This is a genomic window from Arthrobacter sp. Y3223065 (genome assembly GCF_059090885.1).
Genome location: NZ_JBNHGC010000001.1, coordinates 820,861 through 840,351, shown reverse-complemented (window position 1 = coordinate 840,351; position 19,491 = coordinate 820,861). Strand labels below are relative to the sequence as shown.

General features: G+C 67.3%; 16 protein-coding genes. 11 read left to right on the top strand and 5 right to left on the bottom strand.

Translation table 11 applies throughout. From position 1 onward, the window contains the following. Window positions 1-14 precede the first annotated feature (14 nt). The 3 genes from AC5RUK_RS03850 (at window position 15) to AC5RUK_RS03840 (ending at window position 5,190) form a co-directional block, all read left to right on the top strand. Window positions 15-2,258 carry a cytochrome P450 gene (locus AC5RUK_RS03850; protein WP_494108766.1) on the top strand — a complete coding sequence of 748 codons (2,244 nt, stop codon included), beginning with the start codon at window positions 15-17 and terminating at the stop codon, window positions 2,256-2,258. A gap of 10 nt (window positions 2,259-2,268) precedes the next feature. After that, window positions 2,269-2,820, top strand: coding sequence for an HtaA domain-containing protein (locus AC5RUK_RS03845; RefSeq protein WP_494108767.1), 552 nt, complete (start codon window positions 2,269-2,271; stop codon window positions 2,818-2,820). A gap of 192 nt (window positions 2,821-3,012) precedes the next feature. After that, entirely contained in the window at window positions 3,013-5,190 is a 2,178-nt protein-coding gene (locus tag AC5RUK_RS03840; RefSeq protein WP_494108768.1) for an elongation factor G-like protein EF-G2, read from the top strand. Between the two features lie 76 nt (window positions 5,191-5,266). Here AC5RUK_RS03840 and AC5RUK_RS03835 read toward each other — a convergent pair whose 3' ends face one another. Next, on the bottom strand, window positions 5,267-5,719 hold the full coding sequence (locus AC5RUK_RS03835) for an SRPBCC family protein (RefSeq protein ID WP_494151424.1): 453 nt from the start codon (window positions 5,717-5,719) through the stop codon (window positions 5,267-5,269). A 212-nt stretch (window positions 5,720-5,931) separates the two neighbouring features. Between AC5RUK_RS03835 and AC5RUK_RS03830 the strand changes: the two genes are divergently transcribed. Continuing rightward, a complete protein-coding gene (locus tag AC5RUK_RS03830) occupies window positions 5,932-6,363 on the top strand; it encodes a YybH family protein (RefSeq protein ID WP_494108770.1) in 432 nt (143 codons plus the stop codon). Window positions 6,364-6,441: 78 nt separating this feature from the next. On the opposite strand, the gene AC5RUK_RS03825 is transcribed toward AC5RUK_RS03830, so the two are convergent. Beyond that, window positions 6,442-7,116 (bottom strand): alpha/beta hydrolase family protein, encoded by a 675-nt coding sequence (locus tag AC5RUK_RS03825; RefSeq protein ID WP_494151423.1) that lies wholly within the window; start codon window positions 7,114-7,116, stop codon window positions 6,442-6,444. A gap of 51 nt (window positions 7,117-7,167) precedes the next feature. Between AC5RUK_RS03825 and ligD the strand changes: the two genes are divergently transcribed. Beyond that, a complete protein-coding gene (gene ligD, locus AC5RUK_RS03820) occupies window positions 7,168-8,190 on the top strand; it encodes a non-homologous end-joining DNA ligase (protein ID WP_494151422.1) in 1,023 nt (340 codons plus the stop codon). 103 nt (window positions 8,191-8,293) lie between these two features. Here the strand turns inward: ligD and AC5RUK_RS03815 are convergent, their stop codons facing one another. Continuing rightward, on the bottom strand, window positions 8,294-8,914 hold the full coding sequence (locus AC5RUK_RS03815; RefSeq protein WP_494151421.1) for an L-threonylcarbamoyladenylate synthase: 621 nt from the start codon (window positions 8,912-8,914) through the stop codon (window positions 8,294-8,296). A gap of 64 nt (window positions 8,915-8,978) precedes the next feature. Beyond that, on the bottom strand, window positions 8,979-9,338 hold the full coding sequence (locus tag AC5RUK_RS03810; protein WP_494151420.1) for a nuclear transport factor 2 family protein: 360 nt from the start codon (window positions 9,336-9,338) through the stop codon (window positions 8,979-8,981). Window positions 9,339-9,581: 243 nt separating this feature from the next. Between AC5RUK_RS03810 and AC5RUK_RS03805 the strand changes: the two genes are divergently transcribed. Both AC5RUK_RS03805 and AC5RUK_RS03800 read left to right on the top strand, forming a co-directional pair. Beyond that, on the top strand, window positions 9,582-10,130 hold the full coding sequence (locus AC5RUK_RS03805) for a dihydrofolate reductase family protein (protein WP_494151419.1): 549 nt from the start codon (window positions 9,582-9,584) through the stop codon (window positions 10,128-10,130). Window positions 10,131-10,460: 330 nt separating this feature from the next. Beyond that, window positions 10,461-12,281 (top strand): HNH endonuclease, encoded by a 1,821-nt coding sequence (locus tag AC5RUK_RS03800; protein WP_494151418.1) that lies wholly within the window; start codon window positions 10,461-10,463, stop codon window positions 12,279-12,281. A gap of 141 nt (window positions 12,282-12,422) precedes the next feature. Here AC5RUK_RS03800 and AC5RUK_RS03795 read toward each other — a convergent pair whose 3' ends face one another. Next, window positions 12,423-12,926, bottom strand: coding sequence for a hotdog fold thioesterase (locus AC5RUK_RS03795; RefSeq protein WP_494151417.1), 504 nt, complete (start codon window positions 12,924-12,926; stop codon window positions 12,423-12,425). Here AC5RUK_RS03795 and polA point away from each other — a divergent pair. The 4 genes from polA to AC5RUK_RS03775 all read left to right on the top strand — a co-directional run bounded on the left by polA (window position 12,925) and on the right by AC5RUK_RS03775 (window position 19,430). Beyond that, the gene (polA, locus tag AC5RUK_RS03790; RefSeq protein ID WP_494151416.1) at window positions 12,925-15,699 is read left to right on the top strand and encodes a DNA polymerase I; all 2,775 of its coding nucleotides are present in this window, start codon (window positions 12,925-12,927) and stop codon (window positions 15,697-15,699) included. The genes AC5RUK_RS03795 and polA overlap by 2 nt on opposite strands. 110 nt (window positions 15,700-15,809) lie before the next feature. Beyond that, window positions 15,810-17,120 (top strand): GNAT family N-acetyltransferase, encoded by a 1,311-nt coding sequence (locus tag AC5RUK_RS03785; RefSeq protein ID WP_494108778.1) that lies wholly within the window; start codon window positions 15,810-15,812, stop codon window positions 17,118-17,120. A 288-nt stretch (window positions 17,121-17,408) separates the two neighbouring features. Next, the gene (gene rpsA / locus AC5RUK_RS03780) at window positions 17,409-18,881 is read left to right on the top strand and encodes a 30S ribosomal protein S1 (protein WP_493987334.1); all 1,473 of its coding nucleotides are present in this window, start codon (window positions 17,409-17,411) and stop codon (window positions 18,879-18,881) included. A 240-nt stretch (window positions 18,882-19,121) separates the two neighbouring features. After that, the gene (locus AC5RUK_RS03775; protein ID WP_494108780.1) at window positions 19,122-19,430 is read left to right on the top strand and encodes a PRC-barrel domain-containing protein; all 309 of its coding nucleotides are present in this window, start codon (window positions 19,122-19,124) and stop codon (window positions 19,428-19,430) included. Window positions 19,431-19,491: the final 61 nt, after the last annotated feature.

Here is a 19,491-nt window from a genome sequence, read left to right as displayed (position 1 = left end):
TGGAATATCCGCCAATGAGCACAGAAACCACCCGCCTGCGGGAACGCGGGCCGCTCGCCCCGGAGTTCGACGCGATGGGCGACGACTACTACCGCGATCCGGCGCGGCACTTCGCCGACGTCCGCGAAGGCACTCCCACCTTCTTCTACCCCTACCTCAACGCCTGGATGGTCACCCGCCGAGCTGACGCTGAGATGATCCTGCCGGACTGGCAGAAGTTCTCCAGCGCCAGCAACGCCGGACTGATCACGGTGCCGGAGAAGCACGCGGAGACCATGCCGGCTGAGCTGATCTCCCGAATCCTGGTCGGCTCCGACCCGCAGGGCCACACGATCGCCCGCCGAGTGGCGCAGAAGGGCTTCCTGCAGGCCCGGATGGAGGCGCTCCAGCCGCAGATCGAAGAGCGCGCGCACCGGATCATCGACCGGATCGAGGCGGACGGCGCCGCGAACCTGATGGACGCCTACAACCTCGAGCTGACGACCCAGACGCTGATGGCGCTGATGGACCTGCCCGCCGCGCTGGAGCCCATGATGCGCCAGCTGCGCGACGACTTCTTCCAGGTCCTCGCCAGCGCGCAGGAGCCGCTGCCGGAACCGCGCCGCACGGAGGTCTGGGACCGCTACGTTGCCGCCCAGCTGGTGCTGCGCGGGATTGTCCGCGACCGCCGCGAGAGCGAAGCGGATGACCTGATCTCCGTGATGGCCCGCGACAAGGACCGCCAGGGCAACTATTCGCTCTCCGAGGCGCAGATCGCACTGCACTTGGGCGAGTTCTCTGCGGCCGGTACCGACACCACCGCCCAGGCGATGGCCAATGCGGTCATCTTCCTCAATGACACCCCGGCCGCCCTCGCCGACGCCAAGGCCGATCCGGCCCTGTGGCAGGCCGTCTTCGACGAGACCGTGCGCCGCCGCCCGTCGTCGACCTTCGCGTCGCGCCGCGCCAACGTGGATGTGACCATCGGCGGCGCGGACATCAAGGCCGGTGACATGATCTGGCTGGCGCTGGCCAGCGCCAACACCGATCCCGAATACTACGAAAAGCCGTTCGAGTTCGACATCCACCGCGAAGACCCGCGCGACCATCTGGCCTTCACCAAGGGCCGCCACACCTGCCTGGGCCAGCCGTTGGCCCGGGTGCAGGGAGCCACCGGCCTGAAGGTGCTCTTCGAGCGGCTGCCCAGCCTGCGCCCGGCGAAGGACTGGGGCCTGGACTTCATCCGCATGGCGCTGCTGCCGGTCCGGCGCAGCCTCGACGTGGAGTGGGATGTTGCCGCCAATGCGCCGCGGCATGCTGTCGAGCTCCCGGAAGATCCCACCGCAACCCTCGAGCTGCGGGTCAGCGAGTGCCGGCAGGAATCCGACGGCGTGCTTTCGCTGACCCTCGTGGACCCGGCCGGAGCACGGCTGCCGGAATGGCACCCGGGCGCGCACATCGACGTGCATGTTGGGGACTACGTCCGGCAATACTCGCTGTGCACTCCCGGCGGCAGCCAGGACAGCTGGCGCATCGGCGTGCTGAACGAGCCGAACGGACGCGGGGGCTCACGGGCCATCCACGAGACCGTGCGGGCCGGCGGCACCCTGACCGTGAGCCAGCCGCGCAACAACTTTGTGCTCCAGCCCTCCAAGAAATACGTCTTCATTGCCGGCGGCATCGGCATCACACCAATCCTGGCCATGGTGAACCAGGCCGAACGTGCGGGCGCGGACTGGACCCTGGTCTACGGCGGCCGGTCACGGGCCACCATGGCGTTCCTGGGCGAGCTCGAACAGTTCGGGAACCGGGTCCGCATTGTCCCGGAGGATACCGACGGCCGGGTGGACTTCGCCGCCTACCTGCAGGACATCAAGCCGGAGACCCTGATCTACTGCTGCGGGCCGGAGCCGCTGCTCAACGTGGTGGAGGGGGCCTCGGCGCACTGGCCCTCGGGCAGCCTGCACGTGGAGCGGTTTGTGCCCAAGGAGATTGATTCCAGTGGCGATGTGGCCTTCGAAGTCGAATTCGTGGACAGCGGCGTCACGCTGACCATTCCGGCGGACAAGTCCATCCTCGAGGTGGCCGAGGAAGCGGGCCTGCCGGCGCTGTCCTCCTGCAACGAAGGCACCTGCGGCACGTGCGAAACCCCGGTGGTAGCCGGAGCCGTGGACCACAGGGACTCCATCCTGACCGACGAAGAAAAGGTCAGCTGCGACAGCATGTTCATCTGCGTTTCGCGCTCCCAGGGCGGCTGCCCGCTCAAGCTGGCCCTGTAGGAAGGGACCTATGGACTCCGCACCGGAGCCCACCGCACAGCAGCCTGCGGGCGGGGACTCCCCGCCCGCAGGCCTGACCTGGGGCATCAAACGCAGTTTCATTAACTACATCTCCCGTCTGCCGGACGGATCAGTCACCGCCCGGGACGGGGCAGCGATTGTGGACGGCAGCTTCTTCCGCTTCGAGCCCGACGGCGGGGAGTACGGTCCGCTGACGACGTCGGGAGTCCTCAGGTTTCGGGGCCAGGTTCAGTTGCGCGGGCACTACGGCATGCTCTCCGTCCTGATTGCCGACCCGTGGATTGAATTCGACAACGACTCGTCGGTGATGAGCATCGTGGACGTGCGGCACTGGCCGGACCTGAGCAATCGCGTGCCGCTGCTGCAGTTGCCCTCGGCACGGCTTGTTGCGGGCGGCGCCTGCCACCTCCTGCCGGAGACACCGGCCCGGCTGACGCCGGAGGGATCCGTTCTGTTCAACGAGCAGTATCGGCCCGGCGAACAGATGGACCCCGTGGCCGCGGTGTTCCAGTGGCCGGACAGCCGGTGTCCAACCGACTGACCGCACGCGCGGAGTCAGCCTGCGCCCAATCGGCGGGGACGTTTGGCCCGCGATGCGCGGTGAGCGGGGAAGCGGGCTTTTGTTTGCGGGGATACGACCACGCCCTTGCCGCTGCGCCCCTTCCGGGTGTCGAATCTGTTAAGAGCAGGTGAGTGCGCAGGACGACGATGCCTACGACGCCAGGAGGCGCTCATGTCGGGGAAATCGGCCAATGGATTGGCGAAGGGTTCTGGCCGGAGCGCCGATCTACGGCGGGCGGAGGTCTCTGCCGCGGCAACGGCGTCCCGGCCGGAGCAAATCCGCAACGTGGTGCTGGTGGGCCACTCCGGTGCCGGGAAGACGATGCTCGCGGAGGCCATGCTGGCGGCGGCAGGAGCCACGAACCGGATGGGTTCAATCGTCGACGGCACCACCGTCAGCGACTCGGATCCCTCGGAGATCCACCAGCAGCGGTCCGTCGTGCTCTCCGTCCTTCCCTTTATGTACGACGACGTCAAGATCAACCTCCTGGACACGCCGGGCTATTCGGACTTCACGGGCGAACTGCGTGCCGGTCTTCGCGCCGCCGATGCGGCCCTGTTCGTGGTGTCCGCCGTGGAGGGGATCGATGCCGCCACCACCGCGCTGTGGGGCGAATGCCAGAGCGTCGGGCTGCCGAGGGCGGTGACCATCAGCCGGCTGGACCACCCGCGGGCCGACTTCGACGCGGCGCTGGCCGGCTGCCGCCGCGCCTTCGGCGATTCGGTGCAGCCGCTGTACCTGCCGGTGCGCAACGGGGCGGAGCTGACGGGGTTACACGGACTGCTCTCCGGCACCGTATCGGACTACAGCGGCGGGGAACGCCACCCCGCCTTCCGCCCCGCGGATGCCGGGGAACTGGAGGGTGCCGAGGAGGCGCGCAGCGCCCTGATCGAAGGCATCATTGCCGAGAGCGAGGACGAGTCCCTGATGGACCGCTATCTCGGCGGCGAGGACATCGGCCTCGACGTTCTTTTCTCCGACCTGGAGACCGCCGTGGCGCGCGGATCCTTCTACCCGGTGCTGGCCACCTCGTCGGAAACGGGGCTGGGCATCACGGAGCTGCTGGACATGATCAAGCGGGCATTCCCGTCCCCACGCGAGCGCCCGTTGCCGGCGGCGGCGGGACTCTACGGCTCGCGGAGCACCCCGCTGCGCTGTGATCCCGACGGACCGCTCGCCGGCGAAGTGATCCGCACGACCACGGATCCGTTCCTGGGCCGGGTCTCCCTGGTGCGGGTTTTCTCGGGCACCTTGCGGGATGACTCCGCCATCCACGTGTCCGGACACGGACTTGCCGACCGGGGCCATGCCGACCACGACAGCGATGAACGGGTCACGCACCTGCACGCCCCGCTCGCCTCGACCTTGCGGTCGGTGTCCTATTGCATCGCCGGCGACATCTGCGCGCTGACGAAGATCGGCACCGCCGAGACCGGCGACACGGTGTCGTCGAGGGAGCAGCCGATGCTCATCCAACCGTGGGAGATGCCGGAACCCCTGTTGCCTGTCGCGGTGGAGGCCGCAACGCGCAACGATGAGGCCGCTTTGGCCAAGAGCCTGGCCAAGGTGGCCGCGGGCGACCCGACCCTGCGGGTGGAGCGGCATGCGGAGACGCACCAACTCATCCTGTGGTGCATGGGCGAATCGCACGCCGAGGTGGTGCTCGACCGGCTACGCGGGCAGGGCGTGAACGTGCAGACGGTCGACGTCGTCACGCCCCTGCGCGAAACGTTCGCGGCAGCGGCCGCCGGACGCGGACGCTACGTCAAACAGTCCGGCGGGCACGGCCAATTCGCCATCTGCGAGATCGAAGTCGAACCGCTCCCGCGCGGCGCCGGGTTTGAATTCGTGGACAAGATCGTCGGCGGTGTCATCCCGGGCCCTTACATTGCGTCCGTCGAGAAAGGTGTCCGGGCGCAGATGGAGAAAGGCGTCTCCGCCGGGTTCCCCGTCGTCGACATCCGCGTGACACTGGTCGGCGGCAAGACCCACAGCGTCGATTCCTCCGACGCGGCCTTCCAGTCCGCAGGTGCCCTGGCCTTGCGGGAAGCCGCTGCTGCGGCGCGCATCCAGTTGCTCGAGCCGGTCTCCGCCGTGACGATCACAGTTCCCGACGACTATGTGGGAACGGTGATGAGCGACCTGTCCGCGCGGCGCGGACGCCTGACCGGATCGGATTCAGCCGGCGGGGACCTCACCGAGATCAGCGCCGAAGTCCCGGATCAGGAATTGCTGCGCTACGCCATCGACCTGCGTGCCCTGACCGGCGGCACCGGACGCTTCCGGCGCGCCTACCTGCGGCACGACCCGGTGCCTTCGACAGCGTCGACCGGGGTGGGGCAACGGTGAGGATGTCGGTCGGGACGGACCGGGTCACCGGCCGACCGGGGTCGGGCAACGAGGCTGCCGGCCGGGACGGACCGGGTCACCCGCCGGCGTGGAGAACGCGGGCGAGTTTCCGCAAGGCGTCCGTCCAGCCGGCCCGGTGAAGGCCGAGGCGTTCCTCCGTAGCGAACGCGCCCTGGGAGAGGGCAAGCCGTGTGCGGCCTTTCATGGGTTCAAGGGACAGCGTGACGATGGTTTCGCGGTCATCGGGCACGGGCTCCTCCCACCGGAAGGTGTAGGCGAGGCGGCGCGGCGGGACGACCTCGAGATACTCGCCGGCGAGGCGGAAGGGCGGGCCGTCGGGCGGTTTCATGGTCAGCCGGTAGGTGCCGCCTGACCTTGCGTCGAGCATGACCTCGGGTGTTGTGAAACCTTCCGGGCCCCACCATTTGGCCAACTCGACCGCCTCCGTCAGCATCCGGAACACCAGTTCGCACGGCGCGGCCAGGACCATCTCCAGCTCCAGCACGAGACCGCCAGGACGCTCGTTCATCGGAAGCAGCCCCTTCCGGCACGGACCCGCCAGTTGGGGGGCGTCCGGGCCCTTGGCCTGCCATCGTAGTCCCGCGGCCCGGCCCACGGGTAGGAGGCCCTGCACCGGAGCCAACACCGGTCGTGGACATCCCCGGATGCCGGTGGGAGCATGGCTGTATTCGCGCCCCGGCCGCCGGTACGGCTGCGGCGGGAGCAGCGTCTGGAGGAAACATGCCAGGGCCCGATCTTGACCTTGTTGCCGAGCGTTATCACAGCGCCCTGGACGCGTTCGTCCAGGGAAACCCCGCTTCGGTGAAGGAACTGTTTTCGAGGCAGGAAGAGGTCACGCTTGCCAATCCGCTCGGCCCGCCCGCCCGTGGCTGGGAGGAGGTCGAGGCGGCCATGGACCGCGCGGTATCGCATTTCAGCGAGGGCGAGCCGATCCGGTTTGAGCGTATTTCCACGTACGTCGGGACAGACCTGGGCTACATCGTAGAAATAGAGCGGACCCGGGTGAAGGTCAACGTGTCCGACGCGGCCTCCCCGATCTCGCTGCGCGTCACGACGATATTCCGGCTGGAGGACGGCACCTGGAAGATCATCCACCGTCACGCCGATCCCATCACTTCCCCACGGCCCATCGACTCGATCGTCGAGCAGTAGCCGGCAGCCAGCCGGGGGATCAAGCGCCGCCGACCATCGACTCCATCGCCGGGCACTGGTCGGCAGCCGGCCCGGCGGTCAAGCGCCGCCGACCCTCGAGTGGAGGAATTCGGCGGCAGGGCCGGCGAGCGAGGCCCCGATTTCCGCCGCCCCTCGTTTCCGGCCCTTAACGTCGAAGGAATGGTCGCCGCCTTCCTGCCAGGCGAGCACGGCGTTCGGGCCGATGCGTTCGACGACGGACTCGAGCAGTTCCCGGGTGGCGAAGGTATCGCGGGTGCCCTGCAGGAACAGCATGGGCAGGGTGAGGCCATACAGGTGCTCGTCGCGCAGCTTTTCCGGCTTCCCCGGCGGGTGCAGCGGATAGCCCAGGTACACGAGGCCGGCGGCCGGCATTCCCTCCGCCACGGCCATCGACGCCATGCGGCCGCCGAAGGATTTGCCGGCCGCCCACAGCGGTTCACCTTCGGACCGTGCTGCCGCCTCCCGCATGACCGAACGCCACGCCACAATGGCAGCCGGCGGGCGGTCCGGAAACTTCCTGCCGGCCTCCCGGTAGGGGAAGTTGAAGCGCAAGGTGGCCACGCCGTCGTCGTTCAAAGCGCGGGTGAAACCCGACAGGAACGGGTGGTCCATGCCCGCGCCGGCCCCGTGGGCCACCACCAGCGATGCGAAGGGGGACCCGGGACGGGCGTAGACACCGGAGACGGTGGTGTCGCCGACGTCGATGGTCACGGGGGTCTCGGTGATAGGCATGCTCCCATCATGCCCTCGCCAGAAGCGACGTGGGTGTGTTTAGGTGTTCCCATGGCCAGCGAACAGACAACGTTGACGGTCGACGGACCGCACGGCGAGCGCGAGGTACGCATTTCCAGTCCGAGCCGGGTGATGTGGCCCGAGCTGGGGATCACCAAACTGGATCTGGCGCGTTACATCGCGGAGGTGGGCGAGGCGTTCGTCCGCGCCAACGGCGACCGGCCGGTGTCGCTGCAACGGTTCTCCAACGGGATCGACGGCGAGCAATTCTTTTCCAAGAATCCGCCCAAGGGCGCGCCCGACTTCGTGCGGTCGGTGATGGTGGTTTATCCGAGCGCCCGTTCGCACCCGCAACTGGTCCTCGACGAGCCGGCCGCGGCGGTGTGGGCGGTGCAGATGAACACCGTGGTGTTTCACCCGTGGCCTTCGCGCGCGGGGAACTCCGACAACCCGGACCAGCTGCGCATCGACTTGGATCCGCAGCCGGGGACCTCGTTCGACGACGCCATCCCGGTGGCGATCGAACTGAGGTCGGTGCTGGCCGAGGCCGGACTCAAAGCGTTCATCAAAACCTCCGGAAACCGCGGGCTGCACATGTTCGCGCCGATCGAGCCGACGCACGAATTCCTGGACGTACGCCATGCCGTCATCGCCGCGGCGCGGGAGATCGAGCGGCGGATGCCCCAACAGGTGACGACCTCCTGGTGGAAGGAAGAGCGCGGGGAACGGATCTTCGTGGACTTCAATCAGGCCAACCGCGACCGGACCATGGCGGGTGCCTACAGCCCGCGGGCCCTGCCGAACGCGGCGGTGTCCTGCCCGATCGAATGGGACGAACTCGAGACGGCCGACCCGAAGAACTTCACGATCGCCACGGTTCCGGACAGGTTGAAGACGACCGGCGACCCGTGGGCCCGCATGCACGATGAGCCGGGCAAGATCGACGTCCTGCTCCAGTGGTGGGAACGCGACCTCGAGGCGGGTCTGGGGGAGATGCCCTTCCCGCCCGACTACCCCAAGATGCCGGGCGAGCCGCCGCGGGTGCAGCCCAGCCGGGCGCGCAAGAAGGACTGACCGCGCGGAACCGGGCGCGTACCGCCCGTGGCGCCGCCCCAGGCGGGGCGGGCCGGCAGCCGGATGGGCCGCCTGCCAGGCGGGTCCGCCGGCCGGATTGGCCCTATTCGAACCGGGACGGGTCGCCGGCCCCGTAACGGACTACCTCGGCCGTGCCGCCGGAAAAGTCGACGACGGTGGACGGCTCGGACCCGCAGTCGCCGCCATCTACAACGGCGTCCACCACATGATCGAGCCGGTCCTTGATCTCCCAGCCCTCGGTCAGCGGCTCCTCCTCGTCCGGCAACAGCAGTGTGCTGGAGAGCAGCGGCTCGCCCAGCTCCGCAAGAAGTGCCTGCGCGACGTTGTTCGCCGGAATGCGGACGCCCACGGTCTTTTTCTTCGGATGCAGCAGCCGGCGGGGAACCTCCGCGGTGGCCGGCAGTATGAAGGTGTAGCTTCCCGGCGTCACGGCCTTGATGGCGCGGAAGACGTTGTTGTCGACGTGCACGAATTGGCCCAGCTGGGCAAAGTCCTTGCAGACCAGGGTGAAGTGGTGCTTGTTGTCGAGCCGGCGAATGGTCCGGATCCGTTCCAACGCGTCCTTGTTGCCCAGTTGCGCACCGAAGGCATAACAAGAGTCGGTCGGGTACACGATCAGCGCGTCGGACCGGACCAGGTCCACAATCTGGCCGATCGATCGCGGCTGGGGATCCTGGGGGTGGACGTCGAAGTATCTCGCCATTCCCCGAGCTTACGGCCACGAGCGCGGTTGATGCAGGAGCGGCGCATCCTGTGCCCTCGTGGGGTCAGGAAGCGACCGAATGGTCCATCCACCACTCGGTGAAGTGGGTTGCCCGGCCCTCGCCGTTCAACCGGATCAGCCACAGGTTGCTGTAGGTGCGTCCGTCCCGGTAGGCGGTCGTTCCCTCCACCACGGAGACGTGGTCGGTCACCGCGATTTCGTGCCACTCGAATGTCGCGGCGCCGGGCTCATCCTTGCGGGCCAGCCACTGCCGGACAATGCTGTCCCGGCCACGCCAGGGTTCCGTCCAAGGCTCCGGCCGGTACTCGGCGTCGTCGGTGAACAAGGCTCCGATCTGATCCGGGTCATTGGTTTCCCACGCCTGCCGGTAGGCCGTGATCCACGCCGAAGTCTGCGCATCCATCCCACCGTTGTACTGCGGCAGCTGCGGACCGACAACCCCCGCATGTCCTGCGGCAGCTGCGGACTCACAACCCCCGCATGTCCTGCGGCAGCTGCGGACTCACAACCCCCGCATGTCCTGCGGCAGCTGCGGACTCACAGCCACGGCATGTACTGCGGCAGCTGCGGACCGACAACCCCCGCATTTCTCGCGGGACGCGCGCCAAGCTTCCACTGGTCCGGCCCGCTGGCTAGCATGGGCCCCATGGCCCGGACTATCTACTACGTCGGCAGCTCGGTGGATGGGTATATTGCCGACCGCAGCAACAAACTCGACTGGCTCACGCAGTTCAATGACGCCGCCGGCGTCCAGGACAGCTTCGGAACCTTCATGCAGCGCATAGGGTCCATCGTCATGGGCTCCGAAACGTACAAGTTCGTGCTGGAGGAGGCGCCGGAGGAATGGCCTTACGGCTCAACACCCACCTGGGTCTTCACGCATCACGAACTGCCAGGCATTCCCGGCGCGGACATCACGTTTGTGCGAGGCGATGTGGGTATCTTCCACGATGACATCTGCGCCGACGCCGGCGACAAAGACGTGTGGCTGGTCGGCGGCGGGCAACTTGCAGCACAGTACGCGTCGGCCGGCCTGCTGGACGAACTCATCCTGACGTTGGTGCCGGTGGTGCTGGGCGGCGGACAACCGCTGCTACCGGTTCCCAGCACGACGGCGCCTGCCCGGCTTCGTGGCAGCCGCACCTTGGGCGACTTGGTGGAGATGCATTACGACCTTACGCCTGTGCCGGTCTAGCCTCACGCCACTCCGGTGCTGGTGTAGCCTCACGCCAACGCGTTACCCCGTGCGGTCCTCCTGCTGCGGAAACTACAGGCCGCCTTCGGACACGGCCACTCCACCGGCTGTCGTGCTGCAGTCGGTGGCGGTTGCTGCGCCCTCCGAAGTGGTGGCTGCATCCTCCGAAACTGTCAGTGGCGGCGCATAGTCTGTTTTCAGTAGCAGTTCAGCACCAACGTTGGCCGCCGGATCGTGGGTTTGCCGGTGGCGTCCGCGGATCCGTTCAGGGTTCGTGACCGCTCGTAGTCGAGGCCATGCAGTACGCATGCTGAAGATTGAGACGCTGAGATGTTTGATCCGGCAGTATCCGTAGCTCCCGCCCCAGCACCGCCTGCCGATGCCGCGGGTCCGGTCGGGTCTGCCGCCGTTCACGCGGCGGCCGAAGCCCTTCAGCGCATCGGCCTGGACGTGCCGGACCGGGAGTTGGTGGAAGAGCTTACGGCGCTGGAGGGGCTGAAGGCTGCCGCCGCGGCCGCGCAGGCCGGGGTTCAGGTCGCGCTGGAGAAATCCGTGCGTGCCCGCCGTGCCGCCGCCGGGATCCCCAAAGACCGGCAGGGCGCCGGGGTGGCGGCCCAGATCGGGTTGGCCCGGCGCGAGTCCCCGCACCGGGCCGCGGTCCTGCTGAACCTGTCCCGGACCCTGGTCGGGCAGATGCCGCACACCCTGGCCGCCTTGGCCGCGGGGCACCTGAACGAATACCGGGCCGAGATCCTGGTCCAGGAAACCGTCTGCCTGACCCCGGAGCACCGCGCCCGCGTGGACCGGGAACTGGCCGGGAACCGGGACCGGCTGCACGGACTTGGGAACCGGGCGCTGCGGGCCGAAGCCAAACGCCTCGCCTACCGGCTGGAACCCCGCTCGGTGGTGGACCGGGCGGCGAAGGCCGAAGCGGACCGGCACGTTTCCTCCCGGCCGGAGCCGGACACCATGGTCTCGGTCCGGACCCTGCTGCCGGTAATCCAGGGCGTGGCGGTCATGGCCGCCCTGCACCGGGAAGCGGACCGGCTGCGCAACAGCGGAGACCCCCGGTCCCGCGGCCAGATGATGGCCGACACCGTGTTCGAACGCGTCACCGGCCGCAGCACCGCCGACCCGGCCCGGCTGGAAATTCAGCTCGTGATGACCGACCGCGCCCTGCTCCAGGGCGAGGCCGAACCGGCCTGGCTGACCGGCTACGGCATCGTCCCGGCCCACTACGCCCGCAACCTCACCGGCCTGCCGCAACGACCGCCAGCAACGGCACACACACCCGAAGCCAACACCGAAGCCAGCCCGCCCGGCCGCACCGCCGCCGGCGACGGCCGCGAGGACAACGGGCTACCGGCGGCAGGACCACACGGTGGCAGCCCTCCGCCCTATGGCGCCTGCAGCCCGCCGGGCGGGATGGGGCAGAAGGCGCCGCCGGCCGGGACCGAGCCGGGGTGGAAGACCGCCCGCGAGCAGGCCCAACGCACCAAAGTCTTAAAGCAGGCCACCGTGGAGGACATCTGGGTCCGCCGCCTCTACAACGCCCCCGGGGCCGGGCAGCTGCTGGGGATGGACTCGGCCGCGCGGAAGTTCCCCGACGGGATGCGCCGGATGATCCTCGCCCGCGACGCCGTCTGCGGCAGGCCCTGGTGCGACGCCCCGATCCGGCACATCGACCACATCGTGCCTTGGTCAAGAGGCGGTAAAACGACCATGGCCAACGGCCAGGGACTGTGCGAGCAATGCAACCAGTCCAAGGAAGCCGAAGGCTGGTCCGCCCGCCCCCTCGAAGGACCACACCACACGGTGGAGACCACCACCCCCACCGGACACACCTACGCCTCCACCCCGCCACCACTACCCGGCAACCCGCCGCCCGGGGCGTCAGGGGCAGATAAGGCCAGAACCGAGACGGTGCCGGAGGCCAGAACCGAGACGGTGCCGGCGGGCACAAGGATCCCGGCATTCGAGACGGTTGAGGCAACCCTCTCGAGCGCGGACATCATTCGCCGCGCTTTGGCCGCTGGCAGGACGAACAGTGATGGCGACGCCGACGACGGCGCCCGGCTGGGCGCGTGCACTGCCGGCGGTTGGGCAGTAGTAAGGGTCCCGAGGAACAAGCTCGCTCGGTCCGCCGCCTAGATTTCCAGCACAAGGGGCAGTGGCACTAACTAGCGCAAGGGGAGCGGCGTGGCACTACACAGCGCATGGCGAGCGGCACTTGGCCGATCCGTACAGTGCGCCGAGCTAACCTTTACTGCGGGCCGAGGCCTAGAAGACTACCTACCCGTTGTCGCGTATCAGATTGGTGATCCGCGCCGTGGAGAGGCGCCGCCCGTCGTCATCGGTCATCACGACTTCGTGCACGGTCAGCGAACGGCCCAGCTGGATCGCCGTCGCGGTGCCGGTGACATGTCCCGAGGAGACCGAACGGTGATGACTGGCGCCAACTTCGATGCCGACGGCGTGGCGGCCGGCGCCCGCGTGCAGAGTCGCTGCGAAGGAACCCAGCGTTTCGGCCAGCACCACATGCGCGCCGCCATGCAGAATGCCCGCCACTTGGGTATTACCTTCCACCGGCATGGTTGCGACCATGCGCTGCGGCGTCATCTCGCTGAAAACGATGCCCATCTTCACCACGAGCGCTCCCACACCGGTGTGTATCAGCCACCGGTGCAAGTGTTCCGGGACACCGGCGTCGACCAGTTCGGCGATCGCGGCCGAGGCCGGGGGCGAGCCCTGCGAGTGTCCCGCAGCACTGTCGCCGGGTGTGAATTTGTCGCTCATGGGAACTAGGCTGGCAGGTGTGAGTGAAACTAACAAACCGGAAGCAGTGACCGCGATAGTGGAGGCAGAGGGAGCCCCCGTTGCCGGCCCGGAGAGCGAAGCTTCGGGGCCAAAGCGCCTGCTGCTAATCGATGGCCATTCGATGGCGTTCCGCGCGTTCTACGCCCTGCCGGTGGAGAACTTTTCCACGGATACCGGCCAGCACACGAATGCTGTTTACGGTTTCACTTCCATGCTGATCAAGATGATCGAGCAGCGCGAACCGACCCATATCGCCGTGGCGTTTGACCTGGACACCCCCACCTTCCGCACCGTGGAGTATTCCGAGTACAAGGGGGGCCGTAACAAGACGCCCGAGGAATTCCACGGCCAGGTGGACCTGATCGTCAAGGTGATGGAGGCGATGCAGATCCCCACCGTCACCCTGGACGGATACGAGGCCGACGACGTCATCGCCACACTCAGTGCCCGGGCCGAGGAAGCCGGCTGGGAGGTCCTTGTGGTCTCCGGAGACCGTGACGCGTTCCAGCTCATCACGGACAAAGTCACCGTGCTGTACCCGAAGAAGGGCATCAGCGACATCCCGCCCATGGACGGCGACGCGGTGGAAGCCAAGTATTTCGTCCGGCCGGAACGGTATTCGGATCTCGCGGCGCTGGTCGGTGAAACGGCGGACAACCTTCCCGGCGTTCCGGGCGTGGGCCCAAAGACCGCTGCCAAGTGGATCAACCTCTACGGCGGCGTAGAGGGCATCTTGGAGAACCTGGATTCGATCGGCGGAAAGGTCGGCGAGGCGCTTCGGGCCAATGTCGATTTAGTCAAGCGCAACCGCCGGCTGAACCACCTGCTCCGGGATCTGGACCTTCCGGTAAAGCTGGAGCACATGGTGCTGCAGCACCCCGACCGGGCCGCCATCGAGGAACTCTTCGATGCGCTGCAGTTCAACACCCTGCGCAAGCGACTCTTCGACCTCTTCGGTGAGGAGGACGCCGTCCGCGAGACGGAGGTCAATGCCCCCGCCCACGCGGTGGTCACCGATGCGGCTGCCCTGAAGGAATGGCTGGAGGAGACCAACCAGCACAACGTCGCCCTGCAGTTGGTGGCCGAAACGGCGGAAGGCGGGGACGACGCCGTCGGGCTGGCCCTGGTGGCCCACGCACAGGCGGCCTACGTGCCGCTGACTGCCTTGGACGCCGACGCCGAGCAGCTGCTGGCACACTGGCTGTCAGACCTTGACGCACCGAAGATCGTCCACGACTTCAAGTACGCCTACAAGGTTCTCTCGCGACGCGGGTTCGAGCTGCTGGGCGTAGTCGACGACACGGCCATTTCGGCTTATCTCATCCAGCCTGACCGGCGCAGCTACGAACTGGCGGACCTGGCTCAGTACCACTTGAAGATGTCCGTGGCGGCCCCCGAAGCCGCCGCGAACGGGCAGCTGGAACTCGGCCTGTCCGAGGATGACAAGGCCGGACCGGCCGTGGTGCAGGCGTTCGCCGCGCTGCAGCTGAGCGAACACTTCGCCGGACAACTGGTGGATCGTGGCGCCAACCAGCTGTTGGGCGGGCTTGACCTGCCCCTGTCGCTGGTGCTGGCGCGGATGGAACTGGACGGCATTGCCGTGGACGCCGGCGCGCTGGACCGGCTGGTGGACGACTTCACGGTGACCATCGACGCGGCCAGCTCGGCGGCCTTCGGCATCATCGGCAAGGAAATCAACCTGGGCTCTCCCAAGCAGCTGCAGGCGGTGCTGTTCGAGGAGCTGGGGCTGCCGAAGACCAAGAAGATCAAGACCGGTTATTCGACCGACGCCGATGCGCTCAATGACCTGTTCGCCAAGACGGGCAACGAATTCCTGGTCCAGCTGCTGGCCTATCGCGATGCTTCAAAGCTGCGGCAAACGGTGGAAGGCCTGCGCAAGACTGTGGCGGATGATGGACGGATCCATACCACCTACGCGCAGACCGTCGCCGCCACCGGCCGGCTTTCCTCAATCAACCCGAACCTGCAGAACATCCCGGTGCGGTCGGAGGCGGGCCGCCGCATCCGCGAGGCGTTCGTCGTCGGCGAGGGTTACGAACTGCTGCTGACCGCCGACTACTCTCAGATCGAAATGCGGATCATGGCACACCTGTCCGGAGACGAAGGCCTGATCCAGGCGTTCCGGTCGGGCGAGGACCTGCACCGGTTCGTCGGTTCGCACATCTTCGGGGTCGCCCCGGAGGATGTCACCAGCGAGATGCGCGCCAAGGTCAAGGCCATGTCCTACGGGCTGGTGTACGGGCTGAGCTCCTTCGGGCTGTCCAAGCAGTTGAACATCTCCGTGGATGAGGCCCGGACACTGATGAAGGAATACTTCTCCCGGTTCGGTGCTGTCCGCGACTACCTGCGCGGAGTGGTGGACAAGGCCAGGGTGGACGGGTTCACCTCGACGATCGAAGGCCGCCGCCGCTACCTGCCGGACCTGGCCAGCGATAACCGCCAGCTGCGCGAGATGTCGGAGCGTGCGGCCCTCAACGCGCCCATCCAGGGTTCGGCCGCGGACATCATCAAGAAGGCCATGCTAGGTGTCTCGGAGGAGTTGCGCCACCAGGGACTGAAGTCACGGATGCTGCTGCAGGTCCATGACGAACTCGTGCTCGAAGTAGCGGCGGGGGAGCGGGAACAGGTGGAGCAGCTGGTGCGGGCCCAGATGGGCGGCGCCGCGGAACTGACCGTGCCGCTGGACGTGTCGGTGGGAGTGGGCGCCAACTGGCAGGAAGCCGGACACTAGTCCGGTCGCCTGGCCGCGGCGTCGCGGGCGCGCAGAGGCGGTGACGGTTCTGTGCGCTGCCTGCGGCTTCCTCTGGCGGACCGGGGGAGGTGCCGCTAGGCTCGAAGACCGTGACCACCCACACACAGGAAACCCGCCAAGACATCCGCATCGACCGGTTTGCAGCCGGGCTCGACGGCGACAAGCCGGACGCCAGGACCCTCGGCTGGTTCGAAGCGGTCAAGTTCGGGTTCCACGACGGCAAGCCGGATGCCTCCGACGTCGCTGCCTACACCAGGACCTACGGCACGGACCAGCGGATTCTCTGGGGCGCCTACGACGACACGCAGCGCCCGGGCGTGTGGGACTCCGAAGTACCCGTCGCTACCTACGCCACCATGGTCAACACCCTCAACGTGGGCGGCGGGCGGCTGCTGGACACCCACCTGATCACCGCGGTGACGGTCCGGGCGACGCACCGGCGCCGCGGGCTGCTGCGGCGGATGATCACCGACGACCTGAAGCAGGCCGCCGGCCGCGGACTCGCGATGGCGGCGCTCACCGCTTCCGAGGCCACCATCTACGGCCGCTTCGGTTTTGGCGCCGCAACGTTCATTCGCGAAGTGGAAATTGATGCCCGCGAGCGGTTCGGGCTGCGTGCCGCGGCCACCGGGACCATGGAGTTGGCCGACCCGGCTTCGCTCCAGAACTTGGCGCCGGAAATATTCAACGGGTTCCACGCCCGGACCCTGGGCTCAATCGGACGCCAGGCCAGTTACGCCTTGCGCGTCTCGGGTCGCTGGAGCCAGGACAACGCGTCCGAAGACAAGTCGCTGCGAGCGGCTGTCCATTACGACGGCGAGGGCCGGCCGGACGGCTATGTCAGCTATCGCTTTGCCGGCTGGGACAGCAAGCCCTACACCGTGAAGGTGGTTGACCTGGTTGCCGCCGGGCAGGATGCGTACCTGGAGTTGTGGCGTTACCTGGGGTCGCTGGACCTGGTTGAACGGATCAAGTTCCCGCTCGGGCCGGTGGAGGATCCGCTGGCGTGGGGACTGGCGGACAGCCGCGGCTACGAGGTGGCGGCGGTCGAAGATGTGTTGTGGCTGCGCGTGCTGGACCCGGTGGCGGCCCTCCAAGCCAGGCCGTACCTGCACGACGGCTCGTGCACCCTGCGGATCACCGATCCGCTGGATATCTGCGGCGGCGTCTACCGGCTGACCGTCGAGGACGGCCGGGGAGCGGTTGACGTGCTGCCGGAGGATGCCGACGTCGACGCAGTAGTGCCCGTGGATTCGCTCGGTTCGCTCTATCTGGGCGGAGTCCAGGCACGGACCCTGGCCGCGGGCGGCCACTTCTCCGGTGCCTCAGCGGAAGCAGTCGCCGGCATGGACCGCCTGTTCGCATCGGACACCCCGCCGTACTGCATCACGCATTTCTGACCCTACCGGGGGAGCGCCGTCGAGGCGCCGCTTCGCCGTAACCCTGCGCCTCGACAAGGCGGGTCGCTTTGCCGGGATTGGCGCGACCAGTTAGACTTATTGGGCGCGTAATGCGTATGGAGAGCCCTTCGGCGAAGGGCAGGCTTCATGAGCTTCACCAAAACACATCAGTCCGTTTCCGTAAACGGCAATGCATCCCTTGTGCAGCAGCGGTTCCATGCTGCTGTGCCTCGGGAAGCAGGGCAGCAGCGGAACTCAGAAAACTATCCACATCGGAGCCCCTACTACATGACCATCACCTCCACCGAGAAGCCCGGTACCCCGCAGGTCGCCATCAACGACATCGGTACCGCTGAAGACTTCCTCGCAGCCGTCGACGCGACCATCAAGTACTTCAATGATGGCGATCTGGTCGAAGGCACTGTCGTCAAGGTTGACCGCGACGAAGTCCTGCTCGACATCGGTTACAAGACCGAAGGTGTCATCCCCTCCCGCGAGCTTTCCATCAAGCACGACGTCGACCCGGGCGACGTTGTCGCCGTTGGTGACGAGGTCGAAGCCCTGGTGCTGACCAAGGAAGACAAGGAAGGCCGCCTGATCCTGTCCAAGAAGCGTGCTCAGTACGAGCGCGCCTGGGGCGACATCGAGAAGGTCAAGGAAGAGGACGGCGTTGTTACCGGCACCGTCATCGAGGTTGTTAAGGGTGGCCTGATCCTCGACATCGGCCTGCGCGGCTTCCTGCCCGCCTCCCTCGTCGAGATGCGCCGTGTGCGCGACCTGGCTCCGTACATCGGCCAGCAGATCGAAGCGAAGATCATCGAGCTGGACAAGAACCGCAACAACGTTGTGCTGTCCCGCCGTGCATGGCTTGAGCAGACCCAGTCCGAGGTCCGCTCCACCTTCCTCAACAAGCTGGAGAAGGGCCAGGTCCGTCCGGGCGTCGTCTCCTCGATCGTCAACTTCGGTGCCTTCGTGGACCTGGGCGGCGTCGACGGCCTGGTGCACGTCTCCGAGCTGTCCTGGAAGCACATCGACCACCCGTCCGAGGTTGTCGAGGTTGGCCAGGAAGTCACCGTCGAGGTACTCGAGGTGGACCTGGACCGCGAGCGCGTGTCCCTGTCCCTGAAGGCCACCCAGGAAGACCCGTGGCAGACCTTCGCCCGCACCCATGCCCTGGGCCAGATCGTCCCGGGCAAGGTCACCAAGCTGGTTCCGTTCGGTGCGTTCGTCCGCGTCGAAGACGGCATTGAGGGCCTGGTCCACATCTCCGAGCTGGCCGTGCGCCACGTGGAGCTGGCCGAGCAGGTTGTCTCCGTCAACGACGAGGTCTTCGTCAAGGTCATCGACATCGACCTGGAGCGCCGCCGCATCTCGCTGTCCCTGAAGCAGGCCAACGAGGGCGTCGATCCTGAGGGCTCCGAGTTCGACCCGGCCCTGTACGGCATGGCTGCCGAGTACGACGAGCAGGGCAACTACAAGTACCCCGAGGGCTTCGATCCGGAGACCAACGAGTGGCTCGAAGGCTACGAGGCGCAGCGCGCCGCGTGGGAGCAGCAGTACGCCGATGCCCAGGCGCGCTGGGAAGCCCACAAGAAGCAGGTTGCTGCTTCCATGGCAGAGGAAGCCGAGGCTCCGAGCGAGTCCGAGGCCGCACCGACCAGCTACTCCTCCGACGCCCCGGCGGCTCCGGCCTCCAGCGGCGGCACCCTGGCTTCCGACGAAGCCCTGGCTGCACTGCGCGAGAAGCTGACCGGCCAGTAACAACGGCATTCAGCGCCGGGGCAACCCGGCATCACTGACTGAGGAACCCCCGCACCGTTAGGGTGCGGGGGTTCCGCTGTGTCCGGCGCGTTTCCGGATCGCCGGATCGCCGGAACGCCCGTCGCTGCGAGGCCGACGCCCGGTCCGGGGCCGCTGCGGTCCTTGCCGGGCGCAGGCGCGGGATTTAGGGTGAGGAACGTACGCACACCCACGCAGGCCGTTGGCCGGAACGGAGAGAACATGGCAGATCAAGTCGACATTCACGCCTTGCAGCAATCCACAGTGTGGGACAACGAGCAGCAAAAACTGGGCGCCGTGGGGCAGGTCCATCAGGATCCGGTTACCGGAACCATCACCTGGCTCACCGTAGGCCTGGGCCTGGCCGACAGCCGCGAGAAGTTCGTGCCGATTGCCGGAGCCCGCATCAATTCGCGCGACGTCTACGTCGCCTACAGCCACGACACCATTAAGGACTCGCCCTCGCCGGAAGCGTCCGACAGCCTCACTCCGGAGGAAGAGGCCGAGTTGCGCAGGTACTACGGCACCTAGAGCCGCCCATGCCCGGGACACGGCAGCGGAGGCCTGCCACCCGTGAACCGCTCCTCAGGGC

What these genes read in the sequence shown, in the direction of transcription:
- AC5RUK_RS03850 (WP_494108766.1), top strand. Translation starts at nt 15, where the DNA reads ATGAGCACAGAAACCACCCGCCTGCGGGAACGCGGGCCGCTCGCCCCG.
- AC5RUK_RS03845 (WP_494108767.1), top strand. Translation starts at nt 2,269, where the DNA reads ATGGACTCCGCACCGGAGCCCACCGCACAGCAGCCTGCGGGCGGGGAC.
- AC5RUK_RS03840 (WP_494108768.1), top strand. Translation starts at nt 3,013, where the DNA reads ATGTCGGGGAAATCGGCCAATGGATTGGCGAAGGGTTCTGGCCGGAGC.
- AC5RUK_RS03835 (WP_494151424.1), bottom strand. Translation starts at nt 5,719, where the DNA reads ATGAACGAGCGTCCTGGCGGTCTCGTGCTGGAGCTGGAGATGGTCCTG.
- AC5RUK_RS03830 (WP_494108770.1), top strand. Translation starts at nt 5,932, where the DNA reads ATGCCAGGGCCCGATCTTGACCTTGTTGCCGAGCGTTATCACAGCGCC.
- AC5RUK_RS03825 (WP_494151423.1), bottom strand. Translation starts at nt 7,116, where the DNA reads ATGCCTATCACCGAGACCCCCGTGACCATCGACGTCGGCGACACCACC.
- ligD (WP_494151422.1), top strand. Translation starts at nt 7,168, where the DNA reads ATGGCCAGCGAACAGACAACGTTGACGGTCGACGGACCGCACGGCGAG.
- AC5RUK_RS03815 (WP_494151421.1), bottom strand. Translation starts at nt 8,914, where the DNA reads ATGGCGAGATACTTCGACGTCCACCCCCAGGATCCCCAGCCGCGATCG.
- AC5RUK_RS03810 (WP_494151420.1), bottom strand. Translation starts at nt 9,338, where the DNA reads ATGGATGCGCAGACTTCGGCGTGGATCACGGCCTACCGGCAGGCGTGG.
- AC5RUK_RS03805 (WP_494151419.1), top strand. Translation starts at nt 9,582, where the DNA reads ATGGCCCGGACTATCTACTACGTCGGCAGCTCGGTGGATGGGTATATT.
- AC5RUK_RS03800 (WP_494151418.1), top strand. Translation starts at nt 10,461, where the DNA reads ATGTTTGATCCGGCAGTATCCGTAGCTCCCGCCCCAGCACCGCCTGCC.
- polA (WP_494151416.1), top strand. Translation starts at nt 12,925, where the DNA reads ATGGGAACTAGGCTGGCAGGTGTGAGTGAAACTAACAAACCGGAAGCA.
- AC5RUK_RS03795 (WP_494151417.1), bottom strand. Translation starts at nt 12,926, where the DNA reads ATGAGCGACAAATTCACACCCGGCGACAGTGCTGCGGGACACTCGCAG.
- rpsA (WP_493987334.1), top strand. Translation starts at nt 17,409, where the DNA reads ATGACCATCACCTCCACCGAGAAGCCCGGTACCCCGCAGGTCGCCATC.
- AC5RUK_RS03775 (WP_494108780.1), top strand. Translation starts at nt 19,122, where the DNA reads ATGGCAGATCAAGTCGACATTCACGCCTTGCAGCAATCCACAGTGTGG.